This window comes from Bifidobacterium sp. LH_491 (assembly GCF_056356495.1).
The window spans coordinates 1,026,325-1,048,310 of the sequence record NZ_JBKEUI010000001.1 but is presented as its reverse complement, the minus strand read 5'-3'; the positions used below and the strand labels follow the sequence as shown (position 1 = coordinate 1,048,310).

General features: G+C 59.3%; 22 protein-coding genes and 1 tRNA gene. 21 read left to right on the top strand and 2 right to left on the bottom strand.

Annotation, left to right across the window (positions count from 1 at the left end):
* Positions 1-90: 90 nt before the first annotated feature.
* The 11 genes from AC1AWK_RS04010 to AC1AWK_RS03960 all read left to right on the top strand — a co-directional run bounded on the left by AC1AWK_RS04010 (position 91) and on the right by AC1AWK_RS03960 (position 10,035).
* Positions 91-846 (top strand): YebC/PmpR family DNA-binding transcriptional regulator, encoded by a 756-nt coding sequence (locus AC1AWK_RS04010; RefSeq protein ID WP_476568307.1) that lies wholly within the window; start codon positions 91-93, stop codon positions 844-846.
* 6 nt (positions 847-852) lie between these two features.
* Positions 853-1,434: a crossover junction endodeoxyribonuclease RuvC gene (ruvC, locus tag AC1AWK_RS04005; RefSeq protein ID WP_476568305.1), complete on the top strand. Its 582-nt coding sequence runs from the start codon at positions 853-855 to the stop codon at positions 1,432-1,434.
* A gap of 36 nt (positions 1,435-1,470) precedes the next feature.
* A complete protein-coding gene (gene ruvA, locus AC1AWK_RS04000; RefSeq protein WP_476568303.1) occupies positions 1,471-2,097 on the top strand; it encodes a Holliday junction branch migration protein RuvA in 627 nt (208 codons plus the stop codon).
* A 4-nt stretch (positions 2,098-2,101) separates the two neighbouring features.
* On the top strand, positions 2,102-3,160 hold the full coding sequence (gene ruvB, locus AC1AWK_RS03995) for a Holliday junction branch migration DNA helicase RuvB (protein WP_476568301.1): 1,059 nt from the start codon (positions 2,102-2,104) through the stop codon (positions 3,158-3,160).
* 66 nt (positions 3,161-3,226) lie between these two features.
* Complete coding sequence (locus AC1AWK_RS03990; protein ID WP_476568299.1) at positions 3,227-3,640, top strand: preprotein translocase subunit YajC; 414 nt, start codon at positions 3,227-3,229, stop codon at positions 3,638-3,640.
* A 40-nt stretch (positions 3,641-3,680) separates the two neighbouring features.
* A complete protein-coding gene (locus AC1AWK_RS03985; RefSeq protein WP_476568297.1) occupies positions 3,681-4,262 on the top strand; it encodes an adenine phosphoribosyltransferase in 582 nt (193 codons plus the stop codon).
* A gap of 51 nt (positions 4,263-4,313) precedes the next feature.
* Positions 4,314-5,498: an ADP-forming succinate--CoA ligase subunit beta gene (gene sucC / locus AC1AWK_RS03980; protein ID WP_476568295.1), complete on the top strand. Its 1,185-nt coding sequence runs from the start codon at positions 4,314-4,316 to the stop codon at positions 5,496-5,498.
* A gap of 14 nt (positions 5,499-5,512) precedes the next feature.
* Entirely contained in the window at positions 5,513-6,433 is a 921-nt protein-coding gene (sucD, locus tag AC1AWK_RS03975; protein ID WP_476568293.1) for a succinate--CoA ligase subunit alpha, read from the top strand.
* 3 nt (positions 6,434-6,436) lie between these two features.
* Positions 6,437-7,846, top strand: a complete 1,410-nt coding sequence (locus AC1AWK_RS03970) for a cell division protein PerM (RefSeq protein ID WP_476568291.1) — start codon at positions 6,437-6,439, stop codon at positions 7,844-7,846.
* On the top strand, positions 7,818-9,440 hold the full coding sequence (gene purH / locus AC1AWK_RS03965) for a bifunctional phosphoribosylaminoimidazolecarboxamide formyltransferase/IMP cyclohydrolase (RefSeq protein ID WP_476568290.1): 1,623 nt from the start codon (positions 7,818-7,820) through the stop codon (positions 9,438-9,440). Before AC1AWK_RS03970 ends, purH begins: the two co-directional genes overlap by 29 nt.
* Before the next feature lie 199 nt (positions 9,441-9,639).
* The gene (locus tag AC1AWK_RS03960) at positions 9,640-10,035 is read left to right on the top strand and encodes a DUF3017 domain-containing protein (protein ID WP_476568288.1); all 396 of its coding nucleotides are present in this window, start codon (positions 9,640-9,642) and stop codon (positions 10,033-10,035) included.
* On the opposite strand, the gene AC1AWK_RS03955 is transcribed toward AC1AWK_RS03960, so the two are convergent.
* A complete protein-coding gene (locus tag AC1AWK_RS03955) occupies positions 9,952-10,962 on the bottom strand; it encodes an MIP/aquaporin family protein (RefSeq protein WP_476568286.1) in 1,011 nt (336 codons plus the stop codon). The genes AC1AWK_RS03960 and AC1AWK_RS03955 overlap by 84 nt on opposite strands.
* Positions 10,963-11,168: 206 nt before the next feature.
* Here AC1AWK_RS03955 and AC1AWK_RS03950 point away from each other — a divergent pair, with 206 nt between their 5' ends.
* The 10 genes from AC1AWK_RS03950 (at position 11,169) to AC1AWK_RS03905 (ending at position 20,317) form a co-directional block, all read left to right on the top strand.
* Complete coding sequence (locus tag AC1AWK_RS03950; RefSeq protein WP_476568284.1) at positions 11,169-11,942, top strand: pseudouridine synthase; 774 nt, start codon at positions 11,169-11,171, stop codon at positions 11,940-11,942.
* Positions 11,939-14,068, top strand: coding sequence for a bifunctional cytidylate kinase/GTPase Der (der, locus tag AC1AWK_RS03945; protein WP_476568282.1), 2,130 nt, complete (start codon positions 11,939-11,941; stop codon positions 14,066-14,068). The genes AC1AWK_RS03950 and der overlap by 4 nt, the downstream gene beginning before the upstream one ends.
* 69 nt (positions 14,069-14,137) lie before the next feature.
* Positions 14,138-14,284: a hypothetical protein gene (locus tag AC1AWK_RS03940; protein WP_476568280.1), complete on the top strand. Its 147-nt coding sequence runs from the start codon at positions 14,138-14,140 to the stop codon at positions 14,282-14,284.
* Positions 14,275-14,348 (top strand) — tRNA-Pro (locus tag AC1AWK_RS03935). The genes AC1AWK_RS03940 and AC1AWK_RS03935 overlap by 10 nt, the downstream gene beginning before the upstream one ends.
* Positions 14,349-14,585: 237 nt before the next feature.
* Entirely contained in the window at positions 14,586-15,533 is a 948-nt protein-coding gene (locus AC1AWK_RS03930; RefSeq protein ID WP_476568278.1) for an NAD kinase, read from the top strand.
* A 6-nt stretch (positions 15,534-15,539) separates the two neighbouring features.
* Positions 15,540-17,264 (top strand): DNA repair protein RecN, encoded by a 1,725-nt coding sequence (gene recN / locus AC1AWK_RS03925; protein ID WP_476569598.1) that lies wholly within the window; start codon positions 15,540-15,542, stop codon positions 17,262-17,264.
* A gap of 133 nt (positions 17,265-17,397) precedes the next feature.
* On the top strand, positions 17,398-18,045 hold the full coding sequence (locus AC1AWK_RS03920) for an HAD family hydrolase (RefSeq protein ID WP_476569596.1): 648 nt from the start codon (positions 17,398-17,400) through the stop codon (positions 18,043-18,045).
* A 240-nt stretch (positions 18,046-18,285) separates the two neighbouring features.
* On the top strand, positions 18,286-18,666 hold the full coding sequence (locus AC1AWK_RS03915; protein ID WP_476568276.1) for a GntR family transcriptional regulator: 381 nt from the start codon (positions 18,286-18,288) through the stop codon (positions 18,664-18,666).
* Positions 18,663-19,547: an ABC transporter ATP-binding protein gene (locus AC1AWK_RS03910; RefSeq protein ID WP_476568274.1), complete on the top strand. Its 885-nt coding sequence runs from the start codon at positions 18,663-18,665 to the stop codon at positions 19,545-19,547. Before AC1AWK_RS03915 ends, AC1AWK_RS03910 begins: the two co-directional genes overlap by 4 nt.
* Positions 19,544-20,317, top strand: a complete 774-nt coding sequence (locus AC1AWK_RS03905) for an ABC-2 transporter permease (protein ID WP_476568272.1) — start codon at positions 19,544-19,546, stop codon at positions 20,315-20,317. The genes AC1AWK_RS03910 and AC1AWK_RS03905 overlap by 4 nt, the downstream gene beginning before the upstream one ends.
* A 117-nt stretch (positions 20,318-20,434) precedes the next feature.
* On the opposite strand, the gene thrC is transcribed toward AC1AWK_RS03905, so the two are convergent.
* Complete coding sequence (thrC, locus tag AC1AWK_RS03900; RefSeq protein WP_476568270.1) at positions 20,435-21,934, bottom strand: threonine synthase; 1,500 nt, start codon at positions 21,932-21,934, stop codon at positions 20,435-20,437.
* Positions 21,935-21,986 lie beyond the last annotated feature (52 nt).

The window sequence follows — 21,986 nt, the reverse complement described above, 5'->3', positions numbered from 1 at the left end:
TGTGCCGCCGGTATCGGCTTGTCTGGCGCACTTGTCGGGAAAGAGCCTTACAATCATGGAGTTTCGTATCCACTACCTGCTAGGAGCATTATGTCAGGGCATTCCAAGTGGGCGACCACCAAGCATAAGAAGGCCGCCATCGACGCCAAGCGCGGCAAGCTGTTCGCCAAGCTGATTAAGAACATCGAAATCGCAGCCCGTCTGGGCGGCGGTGATCCGGATGGCAATCCGACGTTGTATGACGCCATCGTCAAGGCGAAGAAGGCCTCCATGCCCGCCGACAATATCAAGCGTGCGGTCAAGCGTGGCTCCGGTGAGGAAGCCGGTGGCGCCAACTATGAGGAGATTGTATATGAGGGCTACGCTCCGGCTGGCGTGGGTCTGATCATTGAGTGCCTGACCGACAACCGCAATCGTGCGGCTGCGGACGTGCGCTCCACACTGACCAAGGGCAACGGTTCGTTGGCCACCACTGGCTCCGTGAGCTTCAACTTCGAGCGCAAGGGTCAGATTGTGGTGCCGTCCGAAGGCGTTGATTTCGACAAGTTGTTTGAGCTGGCTGCCGAAGCCGGTGCCGAGGATGTGGCCGATGACGGCGAAGTGTTCACCGTGGTCACCGATCCGAGCGATATGGTTGCCGTACGCAAGGCGCTGCAGGATGCGGGCATCGATTACGATTCCGCTGACTTGGTGCAGATGCCGAAGAATGAGGTTGAGTTGACTCTGGAGGACGCGCAGAAGGTATCGCGTCTGATCGACAACCTCGACGATCTCGACGATGTGCAGAACATCTACAGCAACTGGACCGCGTCGGACGAAGTCATGGCGCAGCTGGACGAGGAGTAATCCGGCGTGATGGTTCTTGGCGTTGACCCCGGACTGACACGTTGCGGGGTTGGCGTGGTGGAAGCCGGCGCGGCGCGCCGGCTTTCCTTTATCCACGTGGATGTGGTGCGTTCCGATCCGAAGCTGTCACAGGATTTGCGATTGCTGAAGATTTATGACGGGCTTTGCGCGAAGCTTGACCACTTTGTGCCGGATGTGGTGTCCATCGAACGGGTGTTTGCCCAATCCAACCGCAATACCGTGCTGGGTACCGCCCAGGCCGCTGGCGTGGCGATGTTGGCGGCGGCGCAGCGCGGCATTCCGGTGGCCTTGCATACGCCGACGGAATCGAAGATGGCGATTACCGGCAATGGCATGGCTGACAAGTTGCAAATGGAGCGCATGGTGGCCAGAATATTGTCACTCAATACATTGCCGCAGCCCGCTGATGCCGCTGATGCCTTGGCGATTGCCATATGCCATGCCTTGCGGCCGCAGGGGGCGTTGCAGGGCGGTGAGCGTGAACAGCATCTAACCGCAGCGCAGCGTCAATGGGCCACTGCCTCGCAACGCGCGGCGAAACAGCGTGGCGTCCGCAGGGGCATGTAAGCTATCGAACAGATGTTCGACTAGTCTGGAGGCGCGATGATCGCAATGTTGGAAGGCACGGTGGAGGCGGTTGATGTCGCCTCGGTGCTGATCATGGTGCATGGCGTGGGCTATGAGGTGCGTATGCCCTCGGGGGACTTGGCGGCGATTCATGCCGGGCAGACGGTGCGGGTACATGCCTCGATGCAGGTATCGCAGGATGCCATCACGCTGTATGGATTCTTGTCGATGGCGTCGAAGCGCATGTTTGCGCAATTGCAGAAGGTCAGCGGCGTCGGCCCGAAAGTGGCGCTGTCGTTGCTGTCCACTCTGTCATCGCAGGCGTTGGCGCAGGCAGTGTCTGATGGTGATGCCGCCGCGTTGGCCAAAGCGCCAGGATTGGGTAAGAAAGGCGCGCAGAAAATCATCCTGGAGTTGAAAGGCTCGATTGATGTCACGCAATTGGAGCAGTCGACTTCGAATACCGGTGGCGAAACTCGCGTGGCGGATGCCGGTAGCGAGCAGGTGGTTGAAGGCTTGATGTCCTTGGGGTGGAAGCAGCAGGACGCGCAGTACGCGGTACGACAGGCATGTCAGGAGCATGATATTGCCACGCCGATTGCCGCACAGGATGTGCCGGCGGTATTGCGGTATGCGTTGACGTTGCTGGATCGAGGAAGGTAGGCGCATGGACGAATCGTATGAGCACAACGATGCGGTGGTAAACGAGGAATCGCTGCGGATGGTGTCCGCCAAGCCGGTGGACGGTGAAAGCGTGAGCGATGAGGAACTGCGTCCCCATGTGTTGGATGGTTTCATCGGACAGCCCCGGCTGAAGGCACAGCTGCAGTTGTTCTTGGACGCTGCCCGCAAGCGTGATGTGCCGCCAGACCATATTTTGCTGGCCGGGCCTCCGGGTTTGGGTAAAACCACGCTAGCGATGATTGTCGCCAACGAATTGGGTGTGCCGATTCGGGTGACCTCAGGTCCGGCGGTGCAGCATGCCGGTGATCTGGCTTCCATTTTGAGCTCGTTGGAGGCTGGCGAAGTGTTGTTTATCGACGAGATTCACCGTCTTCCCAGAGCCGCCGAGGAATTGCTCTACATTGCCATGGAGGATTTCCGCGTGGATGTTATGGTTGGCAAAGGACCGGGGGCGAGCTCCATTCCGCTGACGTTGCCGCGATTCACCGTCATCGGCGCCACTACGCGCGAGGGCATGCTGCCGTCACCGTTGCGGGCGCGGTTTGGCTTCACCGCACACTTGGATTTCTATCCGCATGTGGAATTGGAAAAGCTGGTGGATCGTTCGGCGGCCGTGCTGGGCATCCGATTGCTGGGCGACGCCGCGCACCAATTGGCCCTGCGTTCTCGTGGCACGCCGCGTATCGCCAATCGATTGTTGCGTCGTGTGCGTGACTGGGTAATCGTCCATGATTTGCCGGCAGCCAACGCGCAAGACGTGTGTGAGGCCTTGGCATTGTATCAAATCGACGAAGAGGGACTTGACCGTCTTGATATTGCAGTATTAACCGCCATGGTGCGTCATTTCCAGGGAGGTCCTGTCGGTCTGAACACCTTGGCGGCCATGGTGGGTGAGGAATCCGAAACCGTGGAGACGGTGTGCGAGCCATATCTGGTGCGTGAGGGGTTCCTGATTCGCACGCCAAAAGGGCGTGTGGCCACCCCGAAAGCGTGGGAGCACCTTGGTTTGCGCACCCCGGAAGATGTCAGCCAGCTGTTCTAAGCTATACCTATCTTGGCGTCAATAGTTAACGGCGCCTGTGCCACTGAGAAATTGTAAGGAGTTTCCATGCCTGTTGTTCTGATTGTTCTGTTGGTCTTTATGATTGGCATGATGTGGTGGCAGGGCCGTCAGGCGAAGAAGCAGCAGGCGGAAAAGCAGGACTTCCGCACGAACCTGCAGCCTGGCACGTTGGTGATCACCATCGGTGGCATTATCGGCAAAGTGGTGGAAGTAGACGCCGAATACGAAGAAATCGTGTTGGATTCCGAAGGCTCGCTGCTGCGCTTTGGCTTCAACGCCATCAACCGCGAATACGTGCGTCCGGCTTTTGTACATGACGATGAAGTGGACGAGGAGGGCAACCCCATCGTCCAAATCACTGAAGAGAGCGAGGACGCTGAGCAAGCTTCCAGCCAAGAGGAGCACGGTGCGTCCGCTGAAGCACAGGATGGTGCCGAGGCACAGACCGAACGTCGGTAATTGATGGCAGTAATGGATTGCGCCGGTAGAAAGCGAAGTCATGACTTCAACCGATATCCAAATCAAACGTCTTGATGTTGTTAGCAACGATGATGCCCAGTATCTGCTGTCGTTGATTCGCTCGATTCCGGGATTCCCTAAAGACGGTATCCTGTTTCGAGATTTTATGCCGGTGCTGGCTGACGGCAAAGGTTTGCGCATCATGCTTGATGCCTTGACCCGTGCATTGCCGGTGTCCGTAGATGATTTCGATGTGGTGGCTGGCTTGGAAGCTAGGGGTTTCCTGTTCGGTCCGGCGTTGGCTGCGCAGCTGGGCAAGGGATTCGTCGCGGTGCGCAAGGCGGGTAAACTGCCGCCTCCCACGGTAAGCGAGCAGTATACATTGGAATACGGCGAAGCGTGCATCGAGGTGGAGCGTGATGTGGTGCATGAAGGTCAGCGAGTGCTAATCGTCGACGACTTGATCGCTACCGGTGGCACAGTAGAGGCTGCGGCTAAGCTGATTAACAAGTGCGGCGGCGTTGTGGTTGGGTGCAGTTTCGTCATGGAACTGATTGGCCTGAATGGATTGTCCAAAATCGGTGATATTCCCACCAGCTCTTTGGTCAGCATGCCGGCCTAACCGCACCTCTTGGTCTGAGTCATTACCTTCGTCAGGTAAGGAGAGTGGTCCATGGATTTGTATGAGTATCAGGCACGTGAGCTGCTTGATGAGCAAGGTATCGCCACCCCCAATGCCATATTTGCGCAGAATTCCCATGAAGTGGCGCAAGCGGCTCAGGAACTTGGCTTTCCTTGTGTGATTAAGGCGCAGGTAAAAATCGGGCATCGCGGTCAGTCAGGCGGCGTCAAGATTGTGCATACGTTGGACGAAGCCATTTTGGCGTCGGAAGAAATTCTGCCCATGACCATTGGCGGCCATAAGGTCAGTGGCGTGTTGGTTGCGCAAGCCAAGAATGTGCTGCATGAATACTACGTATCTATTTCTGTTGACCGCACGTCGCGTGATTTCGATGTACTGGCGGCGGTTAATGGCGGTACGGAGGTTGAGCAGATTGTGCATGACGATCCGCAATCCGTCAAGCGACTGCATATCAACCCCTTGGAAGATTTTGACCGGGATGCCGCGTTGCGCATGGCACAGGCCATCGGATTCTACCATGCGGATGTGGAACAGGCTGCTGACATTTTGCTGGGTATGTGGCGTTGTTTCCAACATAATGACGCCACGTTGGTGGAGATTAACCCTTTGGCTAAAGTGGGCGATCCCGACGACGAATCCTCCAAGAGCCTATGCGCTTTGGACGCCAAGATTTCGTTGGATGATAATGCGGCATTTCGCCATGATGGGTGGCAGCGTTTTGTTGACCAGATGAACGGCGACCCCTTGGAGCAGCGTGCCCGCGACTGCGGTCTGCATTATGTGCGCCTGCATGGTGAGGTCGGTGTAATTGGCAACGGCGCTGGGCTGGTGATGAGCTCGCTGGATAGCGTGGCGGACGCTGCGAGGGAACAAGGTGTGCCGATCGCTCCAGCGAACTTCTTGGATATCGGTGGCGGAGCCCGGTCCGAGGTGATGAAGGACAGCTTGGAGATCGTGCTGAGCGACCCACAGGTCAAAAGTGTGTTGATCAATGTGTATGGCGGCATCACCTCCTGTGAGCAGGTTGCGTTGGGCATTCTCGAAGCCTGCAACGATATGCCGATGATGAAGCCGTTGGTGGTGCGCTTTGATGGCAACGCCTGCGAGCAAGGCCATGCCGTGCTGCATCAGTCCAACCACCCCAACATTCATGTCGCGCAGTCGATGGATGAAGCGTCGCGACGTGCGGTCGAGCTTGCCAACGAATCAATCTGAGAGGGAGCCTGTTCATGACCACATTCATCGAAGATGGCGCACCGGTTATTGTTCAGGGCATGACCGGACATCAAGGTATGACGCATACAGTGCGAATGCTTAACGCAGGCACGAATATCGTCGGTGGTGTCAATCCGCGTAAGGCGGGCACGCAGGTGCCCATGACGCTGGACGATGGCACGAACCGCGATATTCCTGTATACGCTACGTGCCAGGAGGCGGTGCACAGTACCGGTGCCGTGGCCAGCGTAGTGTTCGTGCCGCCGCGTTTCGCCAAGGATGCCATTATCGAGGCTATTGAGGCGGGACTGTCGCTTATCGTGGTCATTACCGAGGGTATTCCGGTTGCTGATACCGCGTATGTGGTGGCATTGGCGCGTAGCAAGGGCGTGCGCATTGTGGGGCCGAACTGTCCTGGATTGATGACGCTGGGCGCGGATGCTGGACTGTCGGGCTGCAACTTGGGTATTATCCCCGATGGTATGGTGGCTCGCGGCCCGTTGGGATTGGTGTCGAAATCGGGCACGTTGACCTATCAGCTGATGAGTGAGTTAAGTGACATTGGGTTCACGGCTTGCCTGGGCGTTGGGGGAGACCCTATCGTCGGCACTACGCTGCAGGAGGCATTGGAAGAATTCGAACGGGACGAGAACACTGCCGCCGTGGTGTTGATCGGCGAAATTGGTGGCAGTGCCGAACAAGAAGCGGCCGTGTGGGCGAGCGAACATATGACCAAGCCGATTGTGGCATATATTGCAGGGTTTACCGCACCCGAGGGCAAGCAGATGGGTCATGCCGGAGCCATCGTATCGGGTGGTAAGGGAACCGCACTGGACAAGCAGGAGGCATTGGAAGCGGTTGGCATTGCCGTGGGGCGTAGTCCTGCGCAAACCGCGAAGCTGGCGCGTCGAGTGCTCAACGAATTGGGGCGGTAAAGTATGCGTTGCCTACGTGCCATAGCACTTGGTTTGCTGACCTCGCTTAGTGCCATGGCCACGTATGCCATTGCGCTCGGCGGATTCATGGCGCTGATGCTGCTGGTTATCGGTATGGAAGAAGGCGGAGGCGATCTGTCCGCGGCGGCTGTGCCCCTCACGGAAACCGTAGTGTTGCTGAGCCAGGGCGTGGGCTTTCACACCACGTCGGTGACGGTAACCATCATGCCGCTGCTGTTGACGCTGTTACTGATCGCTGTGATTCGGCAATTTGCCCGCAAATTGTGCGTGCAGGGATGGGCGTATGGATCCGGCGTGCTGTTGTGGATGGTGATGAACCTCGCGTTTATCAACGGTGTATCCGTTGGCTTGGTGGACACGGCTTGGATGGCGGTGCTCAAGTCAGCATTGGTATTCAGCATTGGCTTTGCTTGGGCGGCGTTGCCTGGTTCGTCGCTGATGACTATGGTGCGTGCCCGATGGATGCGATATGTGCGTGAGGACGTGCGGCATGTGCTGGCGGTGGGTATGCATCTGGCATGGGTCGTGCTGGGGGTGTATGTGTGTGTCGGTTTGCTTACGGTGATCGCGTGGATAGCGCTGGGGTATGAAACCGTGGGCAAACTGTTCGTACTGTCAGGTATGCATGTCGGTTCGCGTGTGTTCACATCGATTGCGGCATTGGCTTGGCTGCCCAACGTGGTGATTTGGGCGGTGTCCTGGCTGTTCGGGGCGGGCTTTCATATCGGACAATTGGCGACGTGTACGCTGTGGTCGGGGCAGGCTAGCGATTTGCCGCCCTTGCCGGTATTTGGATTGCTGCCGGCACCAGTCGACAATGAGCTTGTACGTATGATGGTGCTGTCGATTCCGGTGGTCGTTGGCTGCGTTGCCGGCCTTGTGTCCATCGTATGGTCCAAAGGCATGGCGTTGCGTGTTTCGCAAGCCAACGAACGGCCCAACACCATGGAACTGGTGGTGTGCATGGTCTGCACCGCCGGGGCGTTCTGCCTGACCAGCGGCATTGTTGCCGTGTGTTCTACGGCGGTGTATGCGCTGTCGAATGGTTCGTTGGGGGAGCATCGGCTGGCGGATGTGGGCGTCGATATCGTCGCTGCGGCGCAGTCCACAGGCCGGCCTACCGCATTGGGATTGTTGTGCGCTTGGTTGGTGGCAGTAGTGGGGGTAGCGGCCATTTTCGCCATTCGGTGGTGTGCGATGCGCGTTCGGGGTGTGACTCCATCCACTGATGATGGCGATTCAACTGCCGACAATGACGCCAACCAGACGTCGGCGACACAGATTTCCGAACAGGAATCGGCCCACAGCGGGACTGCTGTACCGCAGTCCCGGCAAGAGCCACACACGCAAAAGGAGGAACAGGGTGACCACCACGAACCGACCGATTCATAGGGCGCTGGTTTCAGTCTTCCATAAGGAGGGACTGGATGTGCTGGCGCAGGCATTCGTCAAGGCGGGCACGCAGGTCGTGTCTACGGGTTCTACGGCAAAGACATTGGCGTCGATGGGCGTCAACGTCACAGAGGTCTCGCAGGTTACCGGTTTCCCCGAGAGTCTCGATGGCCGTGTCAAGACCCTGGATCCGCATATTCATGCCGGAATTTTGGCGGATATGACGAACGATGAGCATGTTGCCCAATTACGCGAGCTGCAAATCGAGCCATTCGATTTGGTGGTGGTGAACCTGTACCCGTTTGCGGACACCGTGCGTTCGGGCGCCGACGAGGAAGCGACTATCGAGAAAATCGATATCGGCGGTCCCTCGATGGTGCGTGGTGCCGCCAAGAACAGCGCTACGGTGGCCATCGTTACCGACCCGCAGGATTACGCGTTGGTGGCACAGCGTGTGGCGGATGGTTCGGGTTTCAGCCTCGAAGAGCGTCGTTGGCTGGCAGCCAAAGCTTTCGCGCATACCGCCGCATATGACGCCACCATTAGTGAATGGACGGCACGCCAATGGCCCAAGCCCGACACGGTGCAGGCCGGCGAGCAGGATGACGCTCCGGATCAGGCGCAGGTCTTTGCTTCGACATTGACGAAGACGTGGGATATTGCGTCGGTGCTGCGTTATGGCGAAAATCCGCATCAAACTGCCGCGCTGTATCTCGACCCGTTGCATCGCGGTGGCTTTGCGCACGCCGAACAGTTGGGCGGCAAACCCATGAGCTATAACAATTATGTGGATGCGGACGCGGCTTGGCGTGCGGTGTGGGATGTGGCGCCGCAGATTGCCGTCGCGGTGGTCAAGCACAACAATCCGTGCGGCCTGGCCATTGGACAAACCGTGGCGCAGGCGCATCGCAAGGCGCATGCCTGCGATCCGATGAGCGCCTATGGCGGTGTGATCGCCGCCAATACGACCGTGACGTTGGAGATGGCGCAAAGCGTGCAGCCAATTTTCACGGAAGTGATTGTCGCGCCCGATTATGAGCCGCAGGCGTTGGAGCTGCTGCAAACCAAGAAGAAGAATCTGCGTATCCTGCGTGTGGCCGAGCCGCCGATGCAGCACGTGCAGTTGCGTCAGATCGACGGCGGACTGTTGGCGCAGTCCATCGATGCGGTGGACGCGTGCGGTGACGATCCGCAGGCGTGGAGTTTGGTGTCGGGAGAAGCGGCCGATGAGGCGACCTTGCGTGATTTGGTGTTCGCGTGGCGTGCGATTCGCTGCGTAAAGTCCAATGCGATTTTGCTGGCTCATGATCAGGCTACCGTCGGTATCGGTATGGGTCAGGTCAATCGTGTGGATTCCTGCCATCTGGCGGTGGAGCGCGCCAATACGCTGGGAGATGGAGAACGCGCCCGCGGTTCGGTGGCTGCCTCCGATGCGTTCTTCCCATTCGCCGATGGCGCACAGTATCTGATCGATGCCGGTGTGCGTGCCATCGTGCAGCCGGGCGGTTCGATTCGTGACGAGGAAGTGTTTGAGGCGGCGCGGCAGGCTGGCGTCACCATGTATGTGACCGGCACACGTCACTTCTTCCACTGATATACGATGATGCATAACTGATGGGCTGTCGTTCATTGGCATGGTCATCGGTGCGAGGCCGGCACAACCTACTGCTCCGGTAGGTTAGCCGGCTTTTTAATTGGCAACGCTACGGCGGGGCACACACCGTCATATGGCCTATGACGTATGCTCGGATATAGCCAACTGTTGCATCTGGAAGGAACGTAGGGGAGCTGTTATGGACCGCACATCATACAATGGCGATACTGCTGGCGACGATGACACGGGGTATCGTCCGGTCGGTAACGAGTCTATGACGCGCGCCGCATCTGCGAATGTGCAGGCAACGGCATCGAACCAAGAGGTGGCGAATCCGTTGTACGAGGGTTCGACATGGTGTTTGTGGGTGGTGGCCGCGGTGGTGCTGTTGGCGGGTATTGTGGCGACATTTGGATATACAACGGCCGCCACAGTGATTATCGCTGTGACGGCCATAGTTACCGGACTCATGCGCTTGTTCTTGCGCGATCGTAGCCCTTGGCAAGTGCGCTCAGTGGCGTTCGATGCCTTCATCGGTATCGGCTTGGGCTTCGGTCTGATAGCCCTCGACCTGAGCATTTGGCTGCTCCTGTGAGCTGAACGGCGCAGCGTCATCCGCTTCGCCCGCCTGGACTTGCTCAGTTTCCTGAACAGTTTCGGTGATAACGATTTCCTCATTCGCGTCCTGCATGACGAATTCGGGGAATGTCGGTTCCTGTTCGGAGGACTTGGGAGCGCCGAGCATTTGCGCGACGATCATGACCAGTGCCACGATGGCGGCGGCCAGCACCGGGCAAATCCAGAACACCCACAGCTGCTGCAGCGGTTGCTGCGTCAGACCGACATTCTGCGCGGCGATGGCGATGCCGGTGGAACGCACGGGGTTCAGGGCCGCGCCGGTCACCGGATACGTCATGGCCGCGCCCATGCCGTAGGCCAAGCCCATGGCAAGAGCGTGTCCGCGGGTAGCGGTGCCTTGGGCATTCAGCGAACGCATGGCGGCGCCCACGATGATGATGCCGGCGATAAGCTCAACGGCAATGGCGATGGTGACGCTGAAGGTGATGCTGGCCGAAGACAGCGTGGCGTTGGAAACAGATCCGCTTTCAAAGCCATTGACCACCGGGGTAAACCACAGGCTGGTTTTGACGGTTTCGGAGGTGGGCAGCAGGAAGCGCACGAGGAACCCGGCACCGATGCCGCCAATGACTTGCGCCACGATGTAGAGCACGCCGTCGATGACGCGGGTCTTCGACACCAGCATTGCGGCGATGGTAACCGCCGGATTGCAGTGAGCGCCGCAAATACGACCGAATACCACGGCGGCGGCCGCGTAGATAAGTCCCGTTACGAGCGGCACGTAAGCCATGTTGACGCCGTACAGCACCGAACCGATGCTATAGGTCAGATAAATGGCAGTGCACACCAGGAAGGTGGACACCAATTCCGCGCCCACACGTAGCGGCATGGGCTGATTCTTGGTGGTTTCGGCACAGCGTGCCTGTTCTATGACGTCGGTCATGTCTTGTTTCCTTTACCATGATTGGCTGCGGGCCGTGCCCGTCGGACGAGTGCCATAGTACCAGTAGACGGGGGGTAGGGTATGATGGAACCGCCAGTATTTTGTCAGAATTTCTGTACAAAATCACGAATCGCCTCGGTTTGATGGACGTCAGCCGGGGTGTGCAAGTTGATACACCATGAGTTCTAGGTCACGTTGGGAGAACGATGCCACACGAATATGCACGCGCCGCCAAGGCGTTTCATGATGATGACAACACCATTCGCCTACAGAAGCTGTTGGCGCAGGCCGGTTTTGGTTCGCGCCGCAAATGTGAGCAGATTATTGTGGACGGACGCGTCGAGGTGGACGGCGAGTTGGTCACCGAGCTGGGTTCCCGAGTCGATCCCAAGCGCCAGCAGGTGCGCGTCGACGGTTCCAGGGTTCGGCTGAACCCCAATCACGTTACGCTGGCGCTGAACAAGCCCAAGCGTGTGCTCAGTACGATGGACGATCCCAAGGGCCGGTACACGCTGCGCGATATCGTGGGCGACAAGTACGAGCGCATTTTCCATATGGGTCGCTTGGATTATGATTCCGAGGGCTTGATTTTGATGACGAATGACGGCGAGTTGAGCCAGCATGTCATGCACCCGAAGTACGAGGTCGCCAAAACCTATATCGCCACGTTGGATGGGCGTATCAGCGGCACGGTGTGCCGTCGTTTGGTGCGTCAGGGCGTGCAGTTGGACGATGGCTGGATCAAGTTGGACCATTGTGCGATTTTGGATGCGAACCGCGAGACGACGCTGGTCAAGGTGGTGTTGCATTCGGGCAAGAACCGCATTGTGCGCCGTATTTTCGGCGCGGTGGGTTTCCCGGTGCGTCGCCTGGTGCGTACGCAGGTCGGTCCGATCAAGCTGGGTGATTTGAAGCCGGGCTCCTACCGTGTGTTGTCACAGGTGGAGATTCGTTCGCTGCAAAAGGAGGTGGGCTTGTGATTCGCGTTGCGATTGATGGGCCGGCCGGAGTGGGCAAGTCGTCCACGTCCAAGGCATTGGCAAAATATTTTGGTTTTGCCTATTTGGATACTGGCGCGATGTATCGGGCGTGTGCCTGGTGGTGTTTGCGCCAGGGCATTGATTTGGATGCCGATGCGTTGGATGAGCGTGTGGTCACCGAAACGGTGGCGTCGTTCTTTACCGATGGTCATGCCGAGTTTGTCGTCGACCCGGACGATCCGGCGGTGCGTTGCGACGGCGAGGATATCAGTGAGCAGCTGCGCAGTGCCGACGTGTCGTCGCATGTCTCTGCGGTGTCGGGCTTGATTCCGGTTCGTCGCGTGCTGATTGCCGCCCAGCGTGCCATTATCGCGCAGGAGGCGGCTCCTGAGTCCTTCTCGCATGGCATGGGCATGGTGGTCGAAGGCCGTGATATTACGACGGTGGTGGCTCCCGATGCCGAGGTGCGGGTGTTGATGACGGCCCGCGAGGAGGTGCGTCAGGCTCGACGTGCCGGTCAGCAGTCGGCTGGTGTGGGCGCCGATGATGTGGCGGCTCGTGACCGTCGCGATGCGCGGGTGACCAATTTCCAGACCGCGGCCGACGGCGTGCTGACCCTGGATAATTCCGACATGGATTTCGAGCATACGTTGGATATGCTGGTCGCCGTGGTGGAACAGGCTATCGAAACGCAGGAATATGAGCGGTATGCCGCCAATCTTGAAGGCTATGACCTTGAGGATGAGGATGCATCGCTTATCGATGGTTCGGGGTTTGAGGACCGTGCTTCGGCGCCGCGTTCGAAAGCGGTGGGCGTGCTTGCCGTGGTGGGCAGGCCCAATGTGGGCAAGTCCACGCTGGTGAATCGTATTTTGGGTCGCCGTGTCGCCGTGGTGGAGGATACGCCGGGTGTGACGCGCGACCGTGTGAGTTATGACGCTGAATGGGCGGGCACGGATTTCAAGCTGGTCGATACCGGCGGTTGGGAAGCGGATGTCGAGGGCATTGATTCGGCCATCGCCTCCCAGGCGCAGGTTGCCGTGCAGCTGTCGGATGCCGTGGTGTTGGTGGTGGACGGCCAGGTCGGTATGACCGCCACCGACGAGCGTATCGTGTCGATGCTGCGTGCCTCGGGCAAGCCGGTGGTGCTGGCGGTGAACAAGGTGGATGATCGTGACGGTGAATATATGGCCGCCGAGTTCTGGAAATTGGGCTTGGGCCAGCCGTATGCGATTTCCGCCATGCATGGCCGTGGCGTGGGTGATTTGCTGGATGTGGCGTTGCAGGCGTTGCGCAAGGCGGATAAGACGTCCGGGTTCTTGACGCCGAGCGATTTGCGTCGTGTGGCGTTGGTGGGCCGGCCCAATGTGGGCAAGTCCTCGTTGCTCAACCAGTTGGCGCATGAGGAACGCACCGTGGTCAATGATTTGGCCGGCACGACCCGCGATCCGGTTGATGAGGTGGTGAGCGTGGACGGCGAGGATTGGCTGTTCATCGATACCGCCGGCATCAAGCGCCGGTTGCACAAGCTGTCGGGTGCGGAATATTACTCGTCGCTGCGCACGCAGGCGGCCATTGAGCGTGCGGAATTGGCGTTGGTGCTGTTTGATGCCTCGCAGCCGATTTCCGACCAGGATCTGAAGGTGATGAGCCAGGCGGTGGATGCGGGGCGTGCCATTGTGCTGGTGTTCAACAAGTGGGACCTGATGGATGAGTTCGACCGGCAGCGTCTGGAGCGTCTGTGGGTGACGGAGTTCGACCGGGTGACGTGGGCGCAGCGGGTGAATCTGTCGGCGAAGACCGGCTGGCATACCAACCGTTTGGCCAATGCCATGCGTGCCGCGTTGGTCTCGTGGGATCAGCGTGTGCCCACCGGCAAGCTCAATGCGTTCTTGGGGCGCATCCAAGCCGCGCATCCGCATCCGGTGCGTGGCGGCAAACAGCCGCGTATTCTGTTCGCCACGCAGGCGTCGAACCGCCCGCCGCGTTTTGTGATTTTCGCGACCGGCTTCCTGGAGCATGGCTATCGACGTTTCCTGGAGCGGTCCTTGCGTGAGGAATTCGGTTTCGAAGGTTCGCCGATTCAGATTTCCGTGCATGTGCGCGAGAAGAAGAAGCGTCGCTGACGGTTTGATCAGAGCGTCGGTGAGGTTAGGCAAGGCCGTGACGGCGGTAGTGGCTGTGGCTTTGCCGACATGAGATTGCCGAAGAAGCTGTCAGACGAGGTTGACGAAGTGATTCGCCGTGTCGGGGTGCAGGTCCGCGACACGGCGATGTTTGTATTTGATGGGGGATATGTGCTAAGTTTCTCTTCGGTGCGATTCGCACTGTTCGGGCCGTAGCGCAGCTTGGTAGCGCACTTGACTGGGGGTCAAGGGGTCGCGGGTTCAAGTCCCGCCGGCCCGACGAATACGCTCGGAATCCAGCTTTGGCAGGATTTCGGGCTTTTTTTATTCGCGCCATACTAATTGGCGCGGACTGCCGTGAACATTGCCCCGTGATTGGGGGCCCTTCGCGCACCATGCGTGCTGATGAGCGGGCAATGCCGTTCGCGTCGGCTAGGATAGCAAGAGGAATGCCTGTCGGGTGGCGGACGTATACGTCGGAAAACTCGGCATACATAGGTCTGATGGAAGGACGACGATGTGCGGCGAACGCAAGGCAGTGGTGGTGACGCATACGCGGTTGCGCCAGACCGGCACGGTGGTGTCGCAGGTGGTGTCCCAGCTGCGGCGTGCCGGGCTCGATGTGAGTATCATCGACAATGCCGAAGCTCCCTCATTCGGCGCGTCGTGCGCCCGCGTGGATGAGCATACGGAAATTGTGGTGGTGCTCGGCGGCGACGGCACCATACTGCGTGCCGCGGAGTTGGTGCATTGCACCAGCGTGCCGATTCTTGGCGTGAACTTGGGGCATGTGGGATTTTTGGCCGAGTTCGAGAGTTTCCAAATCAATGAGGCCATGCGGCGGGTGGCGGAGCATGATTATTCGATAGACGAGCGCATGATCGCCCATGTCGATGCATGGTTGCCTGACGGCACGCCGGTGATTGAGGATTGGGCGCTGAATGACATCACGTTGGAGCGGGCCGATCGCGGCAAGATGGTGGAGCTGTCGATTCGGGTCGATGATGTCGAAATGAGTTCCTTCGGGTGTGATGGTGTGGTGGTCTCGACGCCTACAGGCTCGACCGCCTACGGGTTTTCCGCAGGAGGGCCGATTATCTGGCCGAATGTGCAGGCATTGCAGTTGGTGCCGTTGGCGGCTCATGCGCTGTTCGCCCGTCCGTTGGTGATTGGCGCGGATTCGACGTTTACATTGGATATTTTGGATTCCTCGACGTCCGCAGGCTGGATTTGTTGCGATGGGCGTCGCCAGCGGGCGTTGCCGCGGGGCTCCAGGGTGCAGGTTCGTGCGTCGAAGGATACGCTGCGTTTGGCGCGATTGTCGGGTGTGCCGTTTACCAGTCGGCTGGTGTCGAAGTTTGATTTGCCGGTGATGGGATGGCGTGAGCAGGCGCGTAGCCAGGGACGCGGTGCGGGTGAGGTTGCCTGCGCGCATGGCGGGCGTTTGGCGTCGACGGAGGAGTGATTGGCTATGTTGGAACACTTGCAGATGCAGCATCTGGGGCCCATCCGCCAGGCGCAGTTGACGCCCGCTGTGGGCATGACGGCGATTACCGGCGAGACTGGTGCGGGCAAATCGATGTTGCTCAGCGCCATCAAGCTTATTTGTGGTGATGGCTCGGATGCGGCGAGGGTGTCCGCCGGAGCGAGCCAGGCGTGGGCGCAGGGCATTTTTGCCGTGGGCGAGCATGACGAGGCGTATCGTACCGCGCAGTCGGCCGGCGTAGAACCGGAAGACGGCGAACTGTTTTTGACGCGCACGGTGCCGGCTTCGGGTCGTTCGAAGGCCATGGTATGTGGGCGGCAGGTGCCACGCTCGGTGCTGGCGTCGTTGGGTGGCGCGTTGGTGACGATTCACGGACAGGCCGATCAGCTGCGATTGGCTTCGCCGGTCCGCCAGCGTGCGTTTGTCGACGGATTTGCCGGTGTCGATGCGCTGGCGCAACGGTACGCCGCATCGTATGGCGTGTTGGTGCAGGCCGATGAGCGGGTGCGTAAGGTTGCCAGCCAGCAGGCTTCCGACCGACAGCAGGCCGATTATTTGCGCGATGCCTTGGCGCGTATCGAGCGGGTCGACCCGCAGCCGGATGAGGATGAGCAGCTGAAGGTGCGCCGTGATCGGATTGAACATGCCGCCGGTATCGCGCAGGCGGTGTCCGAGGCGTTGGCGGCGTTGGATCCTTCGCAGGTGCCGGGGGAGGTTGATGCCGTGGGGGCGGTGTCGTTGTTGGAGCATGCGGCCCACGCCTTGCGTGCGGTGCGCGTCGATGAGGTGTTCGGTGCCTTGGCCGACCGGTTGCAGGCCAGCGCCACGGATGTGGCGGATGTGGTGTTCGCCCTGTCCCGTCAACTGGATGACGATGAGGGCGTGGAGGATTTGGACGCCATCAATGCCCGGTTGCATGAATTGCGCGAGCTGACCGATCGGTGGGGGCCGACGTTGCGTGATGTGGTGGCATGGCGTGAGCGTTCCGCGCTGGCGCTGGAGGATTTGGATGCTTCGCCGGAGCGGGTGGAGCAGTTACGGCGCGAGCGTGACGACGCGTATGCGCAGGCGTTGGCCGATGCGCGGGAGCTGTTCCATGCGCGTGACGAGGCGGCACGTCGTCTGTCGCAGGCGGTGGGTGTGGAGTTGGAAGCGTTGTCGATGCCAGGAGCGTCGCTGCGTATCGAAGTGAGCGAGCGCGAACCGCAGGACGGCGAAGTGCCGTTGGATGCTTATGGTTGCGATACGGTGTCTTTCTGGTTTACGCCGTTTCCGGGTGCGGGATTGTTGCCAATGGGCAAAAGCGCGTCGGGCGGCGAGTTGAGCCGTTTGATGCTGGCGTTGGAATTGGTGGCGGCCCGGGATGGCGCTGGCGCGGATGGTGACGTGCCGGCGATGACGTTTATTTTCGATGAGGTGGATGCGGGCGTCGGCGGACAGGCTGCGCAACGGCTGGGGCGGCGTTTGGCTCGCTTGGCGCAGACGGCGCAGGTGATGGTGGTGACGCATTTGCCGCAGGTGGCGTCGTGGGCCGACGCGCAGTTTGTCGTGGATAAGTCGCTTGGCGAGGGTGACGTTGTGGAGACGACGGTGCGTGAAGTGCGTGGCGAGGAACGGGTGTGTGAGATTGCCAGGATGCTGTCCGGCAAGGTGTCGGCAACGTCGAAGCAGCACGCGCAGGAGTTGTTGGACGCGTCGACGTTGTCGTAACGGCATGTGGCTGGCGAAGTGTTGCGGGTATGTCGTGCAACCATATGGCGCTTGCGTGTGATGCAATGGAAGGCAATGGGCGTCGTAAAGCGGCGTGAGGACGTTCGTGGAAGGAGCGGCGATGAAGGCGAATGTGGGCAAGGGCGTCATTTTTGACGTGGATGGCACGTTGCTCGATTCCATGGGCGTATGGGATCAGATTGACATCGTGTTTTTGCATGAGCGTGGTTTTCGCGTGCCGCAGGATTACATGGCTGCGATATGTGCCATGCCGTTTCGTCAGATCGCCGAATACACCATCGAACGGTTCCGGCTTGACGACACGCCCGAAGAGCTCATGGCGCAATGGAGCAGGATGGCTCACACGGCGTACACCACGACCGTGGAACCCAAGCCGTTTGCCTGCGAGTATGTCAAGCGCTTGTATGATTCGGGGGCTCGTCTGGCGGTGGCGACGTCATTGCCGGCCGACTTGCGCGATGCTGCGTTGCGCAAGGCCGGACTGTTGCCGTTCTTCGAGGTGATGTGCAGCGTGGATGAGGCCGGCGATTCGGGCAAGGACTCGCCGGATGTGTACCTGTTGGCGGCCGAGCGGCTGGGTGTGGCGCCGGCTGACTGCACGGTGTTCGAGGACGTTTTGGCGGGTATTCGCGCGGCGAAGTCGGTGGGTATGTCGGTATGGGCGATGCACGACGATTCGTCGGATGGCGATTGGGATGAGATCTGCGCGATCGCCGACGGCGTGCTGTTTGATTTTTCCAACGCTCCCACGGTGCTGTAGTTACTTCTCGTGCGGTCGCATGGTCGACAAGTCGACGTGGTATCTGCGCCCATGGCGCAGTTGGTGATGCATGGGTGGTGTGCGAGTTCCCAGATAACGATTTTCCAACTGTTATAGTGTCGTGTTGCACAGTTGATTAATATGTTGTAGTGTTATATATGACAGTTAAACAGTTGCGCGCTGTCGGCATGGCATTGCGCTGCGCTGTCACGCTAGCGACTATCGGAAAGGGACATGTGCATGAAGCTGATCATTTCGTCCGTGTCCGGCGAACCCATATACGAGCAAATCAAGCGACAGATTCGTGAGGCCGTCGGCGCCGGGCAGCTCGCTGCCGGAGACGCGTTGCCGTCGTTGCGAACGCTTGCCAAGGAACTGCGGGTATCCGTACTCACCGTCACCCGTGCATACACCGAGTTGGCGCAAGAGGGTGTGGTGCGAAATGTGCAGGGCAGGGGAAGCTTCGTCGCGGAGCGTGGGGCCGACATCATGCGCGAGCAGTGCATGATGAAGGTGCGCGCTGCGTTGCGCGAGGCATGCGTGGCGGCGCGCGAAGGCGGGATCCAACCGAATCAATTGCATGCGTTGCTCGATGAGATGCAGACCAAGGAGCTCTCATGACCATTACGACGGAGGCGACGTCCATGGCGTTGTCGGTAACAGGGTTGTGTAAACGGTATGACGATGATTTTACCTTGCATGATGTGACGTTCGATTTGCCGATGGGCTACATCATGGGATTGATCGGCCCCAATGGTGCCGGCAAATCTACGGTGATCAAGCTTATCCTCAATGCCATCGAACCTGATTCGGGTACCATTGCCATACTTGGTGCCGATAAGCAGGCGCGTGAACGCATGATCAAGACGGAATTGGGTGTGGTGTTCGATGTCAGCTATTTCCTTGAGGAATGGCGGGTTCGGCATGTCGAACGACTGATGGCACCCATGTATCCGCGGTGGGACCACCGCCGCTATGAGGCGTACCTGCGTCAGTTCGGGCTGGACGGTTGCATGGCGCAGCGTATCAAATCGTTGTCCCGCGGCATGCAGATGAAGCTCATGTTGGCCGTGGCGCTCAGTCATGAGGCGCGACTGTTGATCCTGGATGAGCCTACCAGTGGATTGGATGTGCGCTCGCGCGACGAGCTTATAGACAGCTTGCGGGACTATCTGCAGCAGCGTGAGGCCAGTGTGTTGTTGAGCACACATATCACCGACGATCTGGAACATGCTGCGGATTTCCTCACCTACATACTGGATGGCACGGTGTACTACAGCGGCGCCAAGGACGAACTGGAAGATATGTTCCGTGTGGTCAAAGGCGGGCCTGAGCAATGGGACATGGTGTCGGCGTTTGCTGAGGGGGCGCGGCGGCATGCCGTGGGCTTCGAAGCGCTGGTGCGCACCGACCGATTGCGGCAGATGCAGGTCGGTGCCATGGTGGTGGAACCTGCACGTATCGATGACATCATGCGGATGACGGACAAGGAGCGTGGATGATGCATAGCATGGAACGTGAGGTAGGCGGCACGGGCGTCGCCCTCGTGGACGGGCGTCAATCTACGGCGAATGACATGCACGGAATGTGGTGGAGCGTATGGCAGATGCTGCGCGTGGACATATATCGTTCCATGACGCGCGGCGCCGGATTGATGGTCGGCATCATCGTTGCCGTGCCATTGCTGCTGGTGGCGATATCGTGGATGGGGGAGCCTGCCGCGATGTCAGGAGCTTTGGCCGGTATGTTGCTGGGATGGTGGATGGTGTTGCCGCTGAACCTCTTCGTGTATGAAGTCACGGGCGGACATCGCTGGATGAACGGTGTGGTGCCTGCGACGCGCGGGCAACGAGTGCTCGCCCGATATGTGTTCGGTATCGGCTGTGCCTTGTTCGTGATGGCGCAGTGGTGGTGCTTCGCGCCGTTGATGCGGGGACATGCGTCGATGAATGCGACGCAGATCCTGGTTGCGGGCGTGGGATATGCCGCAGTGATGGTGTGTATGCAATCGGTGTCATTCCCGTTGTTGTATCGTTTTCGATCGGTGAAAGTGGCGGGATATATCATATCGTGTTGCGTGCTGGTAACGATCGCGGCGTTGGCGGCGTTTTCGCAAGCATGGGAATCGCTTTCCTCGGGCATCGACCTGGTGATGGGCTGGATTGCCGACTATCCGACATTGAGCGCATGTATCGCCGGCATAATCGTGATTGGCATATGGTGCGTCTCGATGTACCTATCCTATCGGATAACGCACGGCGCGGATGAGTAAGCGGGCGTCTTGACGGCCCGCAGCGAAGAAGCGTATGGAATATGGCGGAATATGTTTGGGGAGGCCGACGCGGTTGATGTCGTGTCGGCCATCCCAGACGAAAATGGCGTCAAGGAGTCACTGCAGTTGCTCGCACGCCTGTTCGACCACGCTGGTCATGTCCTCGATATCGCATACGTCGTCGAAACGCACTGGCGCATGGTCAAGATCGCGCAGCGCCTTCGGAGCGGCGGTACCGGTGGCGGCGGCCAATGCGTCCATGCAGGCAAAATCATCGCCGGAAGCATCCAATCCCAAGGCTTCGTTGACCACGCGGGGGAATTTGTACGGGCTGGCCGTGGCCAGCAGAACGCGCGGTGTCTGTGGATCGCGAGGCATGCGGTTCATGACGAAATATCCGCATGCGGTGTGCGGATCCAACACATAGCCATGATCCTGCCAGCATTGCGCGATGGACTCGCTCACCTGCGCTTCGCTTGCCCAGCCGCATCCGAAGGTTTTGCGGATGGTGGACAACATTTGCGGCGGTACCTCATAGGTACCCCATTGGTGCAAATCGTTCATCAGCATCTGCACCAGGCGGGAATCCCTATCGGATGCGTAATACAGCAGACGTTCCAGATTGGACGACACCAGAATGTCCATTGACGGCGACGTGGTGTTGAAGAACGGGCGCTGGCGGTTGTACGTGCCCGTCGTCAGGAAATCGAACAGCACATTGTTGGCGTCGCTGGCGACAATAAGATGGCTGATGGGCAACCCCAGCATCTTGGCGTAATAGCCGGCCAGCACATTGCCGAAATTACCGGTAGGCACGCAGAACTCAACCTGCTGGCCCAGCCGCACGCCATGATCGCGCACCAGCTGCACGTACGCGGCGAAATAGTACGCGACCTGCGGCACCAAACGCCCCACATTGATGGAATTGGCTGATGACAGCCTCACGCCGTTCCCAGCCAAACGACCGGCAAGCTCGTCGTCGGCGAAAATACGCTTCACCGCGCTTTGCGCATCATCGAAATTGCCGCGCACCGCGCACACCCGCACATTCGCACCAGGCTGCGTCGTCATCTGCAACTGTTGCACGCGGCTGACCTTGCCTTCCGGATAGAACACCGTAATACCCACGCCATCAGCATCGGCGAACCCCTCCAACGCCGCCTTGCCGGTATCGCCGGACGTAGCCGTCACAATCATCAGGCGCTCGCCATGAGCCGCGCCCGCTGAATCCCCGTCAATCCCATCGGTGGCACGCGCCATCAACCGAGGCAGCATTTGCAACGCCACATCCTTGAACGCGCTGGTAGGCCCATGGAACAACTCCAACACATAATCGTCACCCAACGCCCGCAACGGGGTAATCGCCTCATCATCCCACTGCGTCCCATATGCCTCACGCACGCAGGACTCCAACTCGTCGGACGCATAATCCGGCAGCAGCGCGCCCAGTACGGCCGACGCAATCTGCTGATACGACGCATCAATCAATGCACCGACATCCACACGACGCTGCCCAAGATCATCGGCCACAAACAGTCCTGAATCCTGTGCCAACCCCTCACGAATGGCGCGCTTGCTCTCTACCGTCGGCGTAGTGCTACGGGTCGAATGGAACATGGATCACCTATCCTTACCTCAGCCGCAGGGCGCAGCGGCGCCCTCGGCAGTG

Bases quoted from the DNA above. Each gene is read 5' to 3' on its own strand.
- AC1AWK_RS04010 (WP_476568307.1), top strand. From the start codon at position 91: ATGTCAGGGCATTCCAAGTGGGCGACCACCAAGCATAAGAAGGCCGCC.
- ruvA (WP_476568303.1), top strand. From the start codon at position 1,471: ATGATCGCAATGTTGGAAGGCACGGTGGAGGCGGTTGATGTCGCCTCG.
- ruvB (WP_476568301.1), top strand. From the start codon at position 2,102: ATGGACGAATCGTATGAGCACAACGATGCGGTGGTAAACGAGGAATCG.
- AC1AWK_RS03990 (WP_476568299.1), top strand. From the start codon at position 3,227: ATGCCTGTTGTTCTGATTGTTCTGTTGGTCTTTATGATTGGCATGATG.
- AC1AWK_RS03985 (WP_476568297.1), top strand. From the start codon at position 3,681: ATGACTTCAACCGATATCCAAATCAAACGTCTTGATGTTGTTAGCAAC.
- sucC (WP_476568295.1), top strand. From the start codon at position 4,314: ATGGATTTGTATGAGTATCAGGCACGTGAGCTGCTTGATGAGCAAGGT.
- sucD (WP_476568293.1), top strand. From the start codon at position 5,513: ATGACCACATTCATCGAAGATGGCGCACCGGTTATTGTTCAGGGCATG.
- AC1AWK_RS03970 (WP_476568291.1), top strand. From the start codon at position 6,437: ATGCGTTGCCTACGTGCCATAGCACTTGGTTTGCTGACCTCGCTTAGT.
- AC1AWK_RS03960 (WP_476568288.1), top strand. From the start codon at position 9,640: ATGGACCGCACATCATACAATGGCGATACTGCTGGCGACGATGACACG.
- AC1AWK_RS03955 (WP_476568286.1), bottom strand. From the start codon at position 10,962: ATGACCGACGTCATAGAACAGGCACGCTGTGCCGAAACCACCAAGAAT.
- AC1AWK_RS03950 (WP_476568284.1), top strand. From the start codon at position 11,169: ATGCCACACGAATATGCACGCGCCGCCAAGGCGTTTCATGATGATGAC.
- AC1AWK_RS03940 (WP_476568280.1), top strand. From the start codon at position 14,138: ATGAGATTGCCGAAGAAGCTGTCAGACGAGGTTGACGAAGTGATTCGC.
- AC1AWK_RS03930 (WP_476568278.1), top strand. From the start codon at position 14,586: ATGTGCGGCGAACGCAAGGCAGTGGTGGTGACGCATACGCGGTTGCGC.
- recN (WP_476569598.1), top strand. From the start codon at position 15,540: ATGTTGGAACACTTGCAGATGCAGCATCTGGGGCCCATCCGCCAGGCG.
- AC1AWK_RS03915 (WP_476568276.1), top strand. From the start codon at position 18,286: ATGAAGCTGATCATTTCGTCCGTGTCCGGCGAACCCATATACGAGCAA.
- AC1AWK_RS03910 (WP_476568274.1), top strand. From the start codon at position 18,663: ATGACCATTACGACGGAGGCGACGTCCATGGCGTTGTCGGTAACAGGG.
- AC1AWK_RS03905 (WP_476568272.1), top strand. From the start codon at position 19,544: ATGATGCATAGCATGGAACGTGAGGTAGGCGGCACGGGCGTCGCCCTC.
- thrC (WP_476568270.1), bottom strand. From the start codon at position 21,934: ATGTTCCATTCGACCCGTAGCACTACGCCGACGGTAGAGAGCAAGCGC.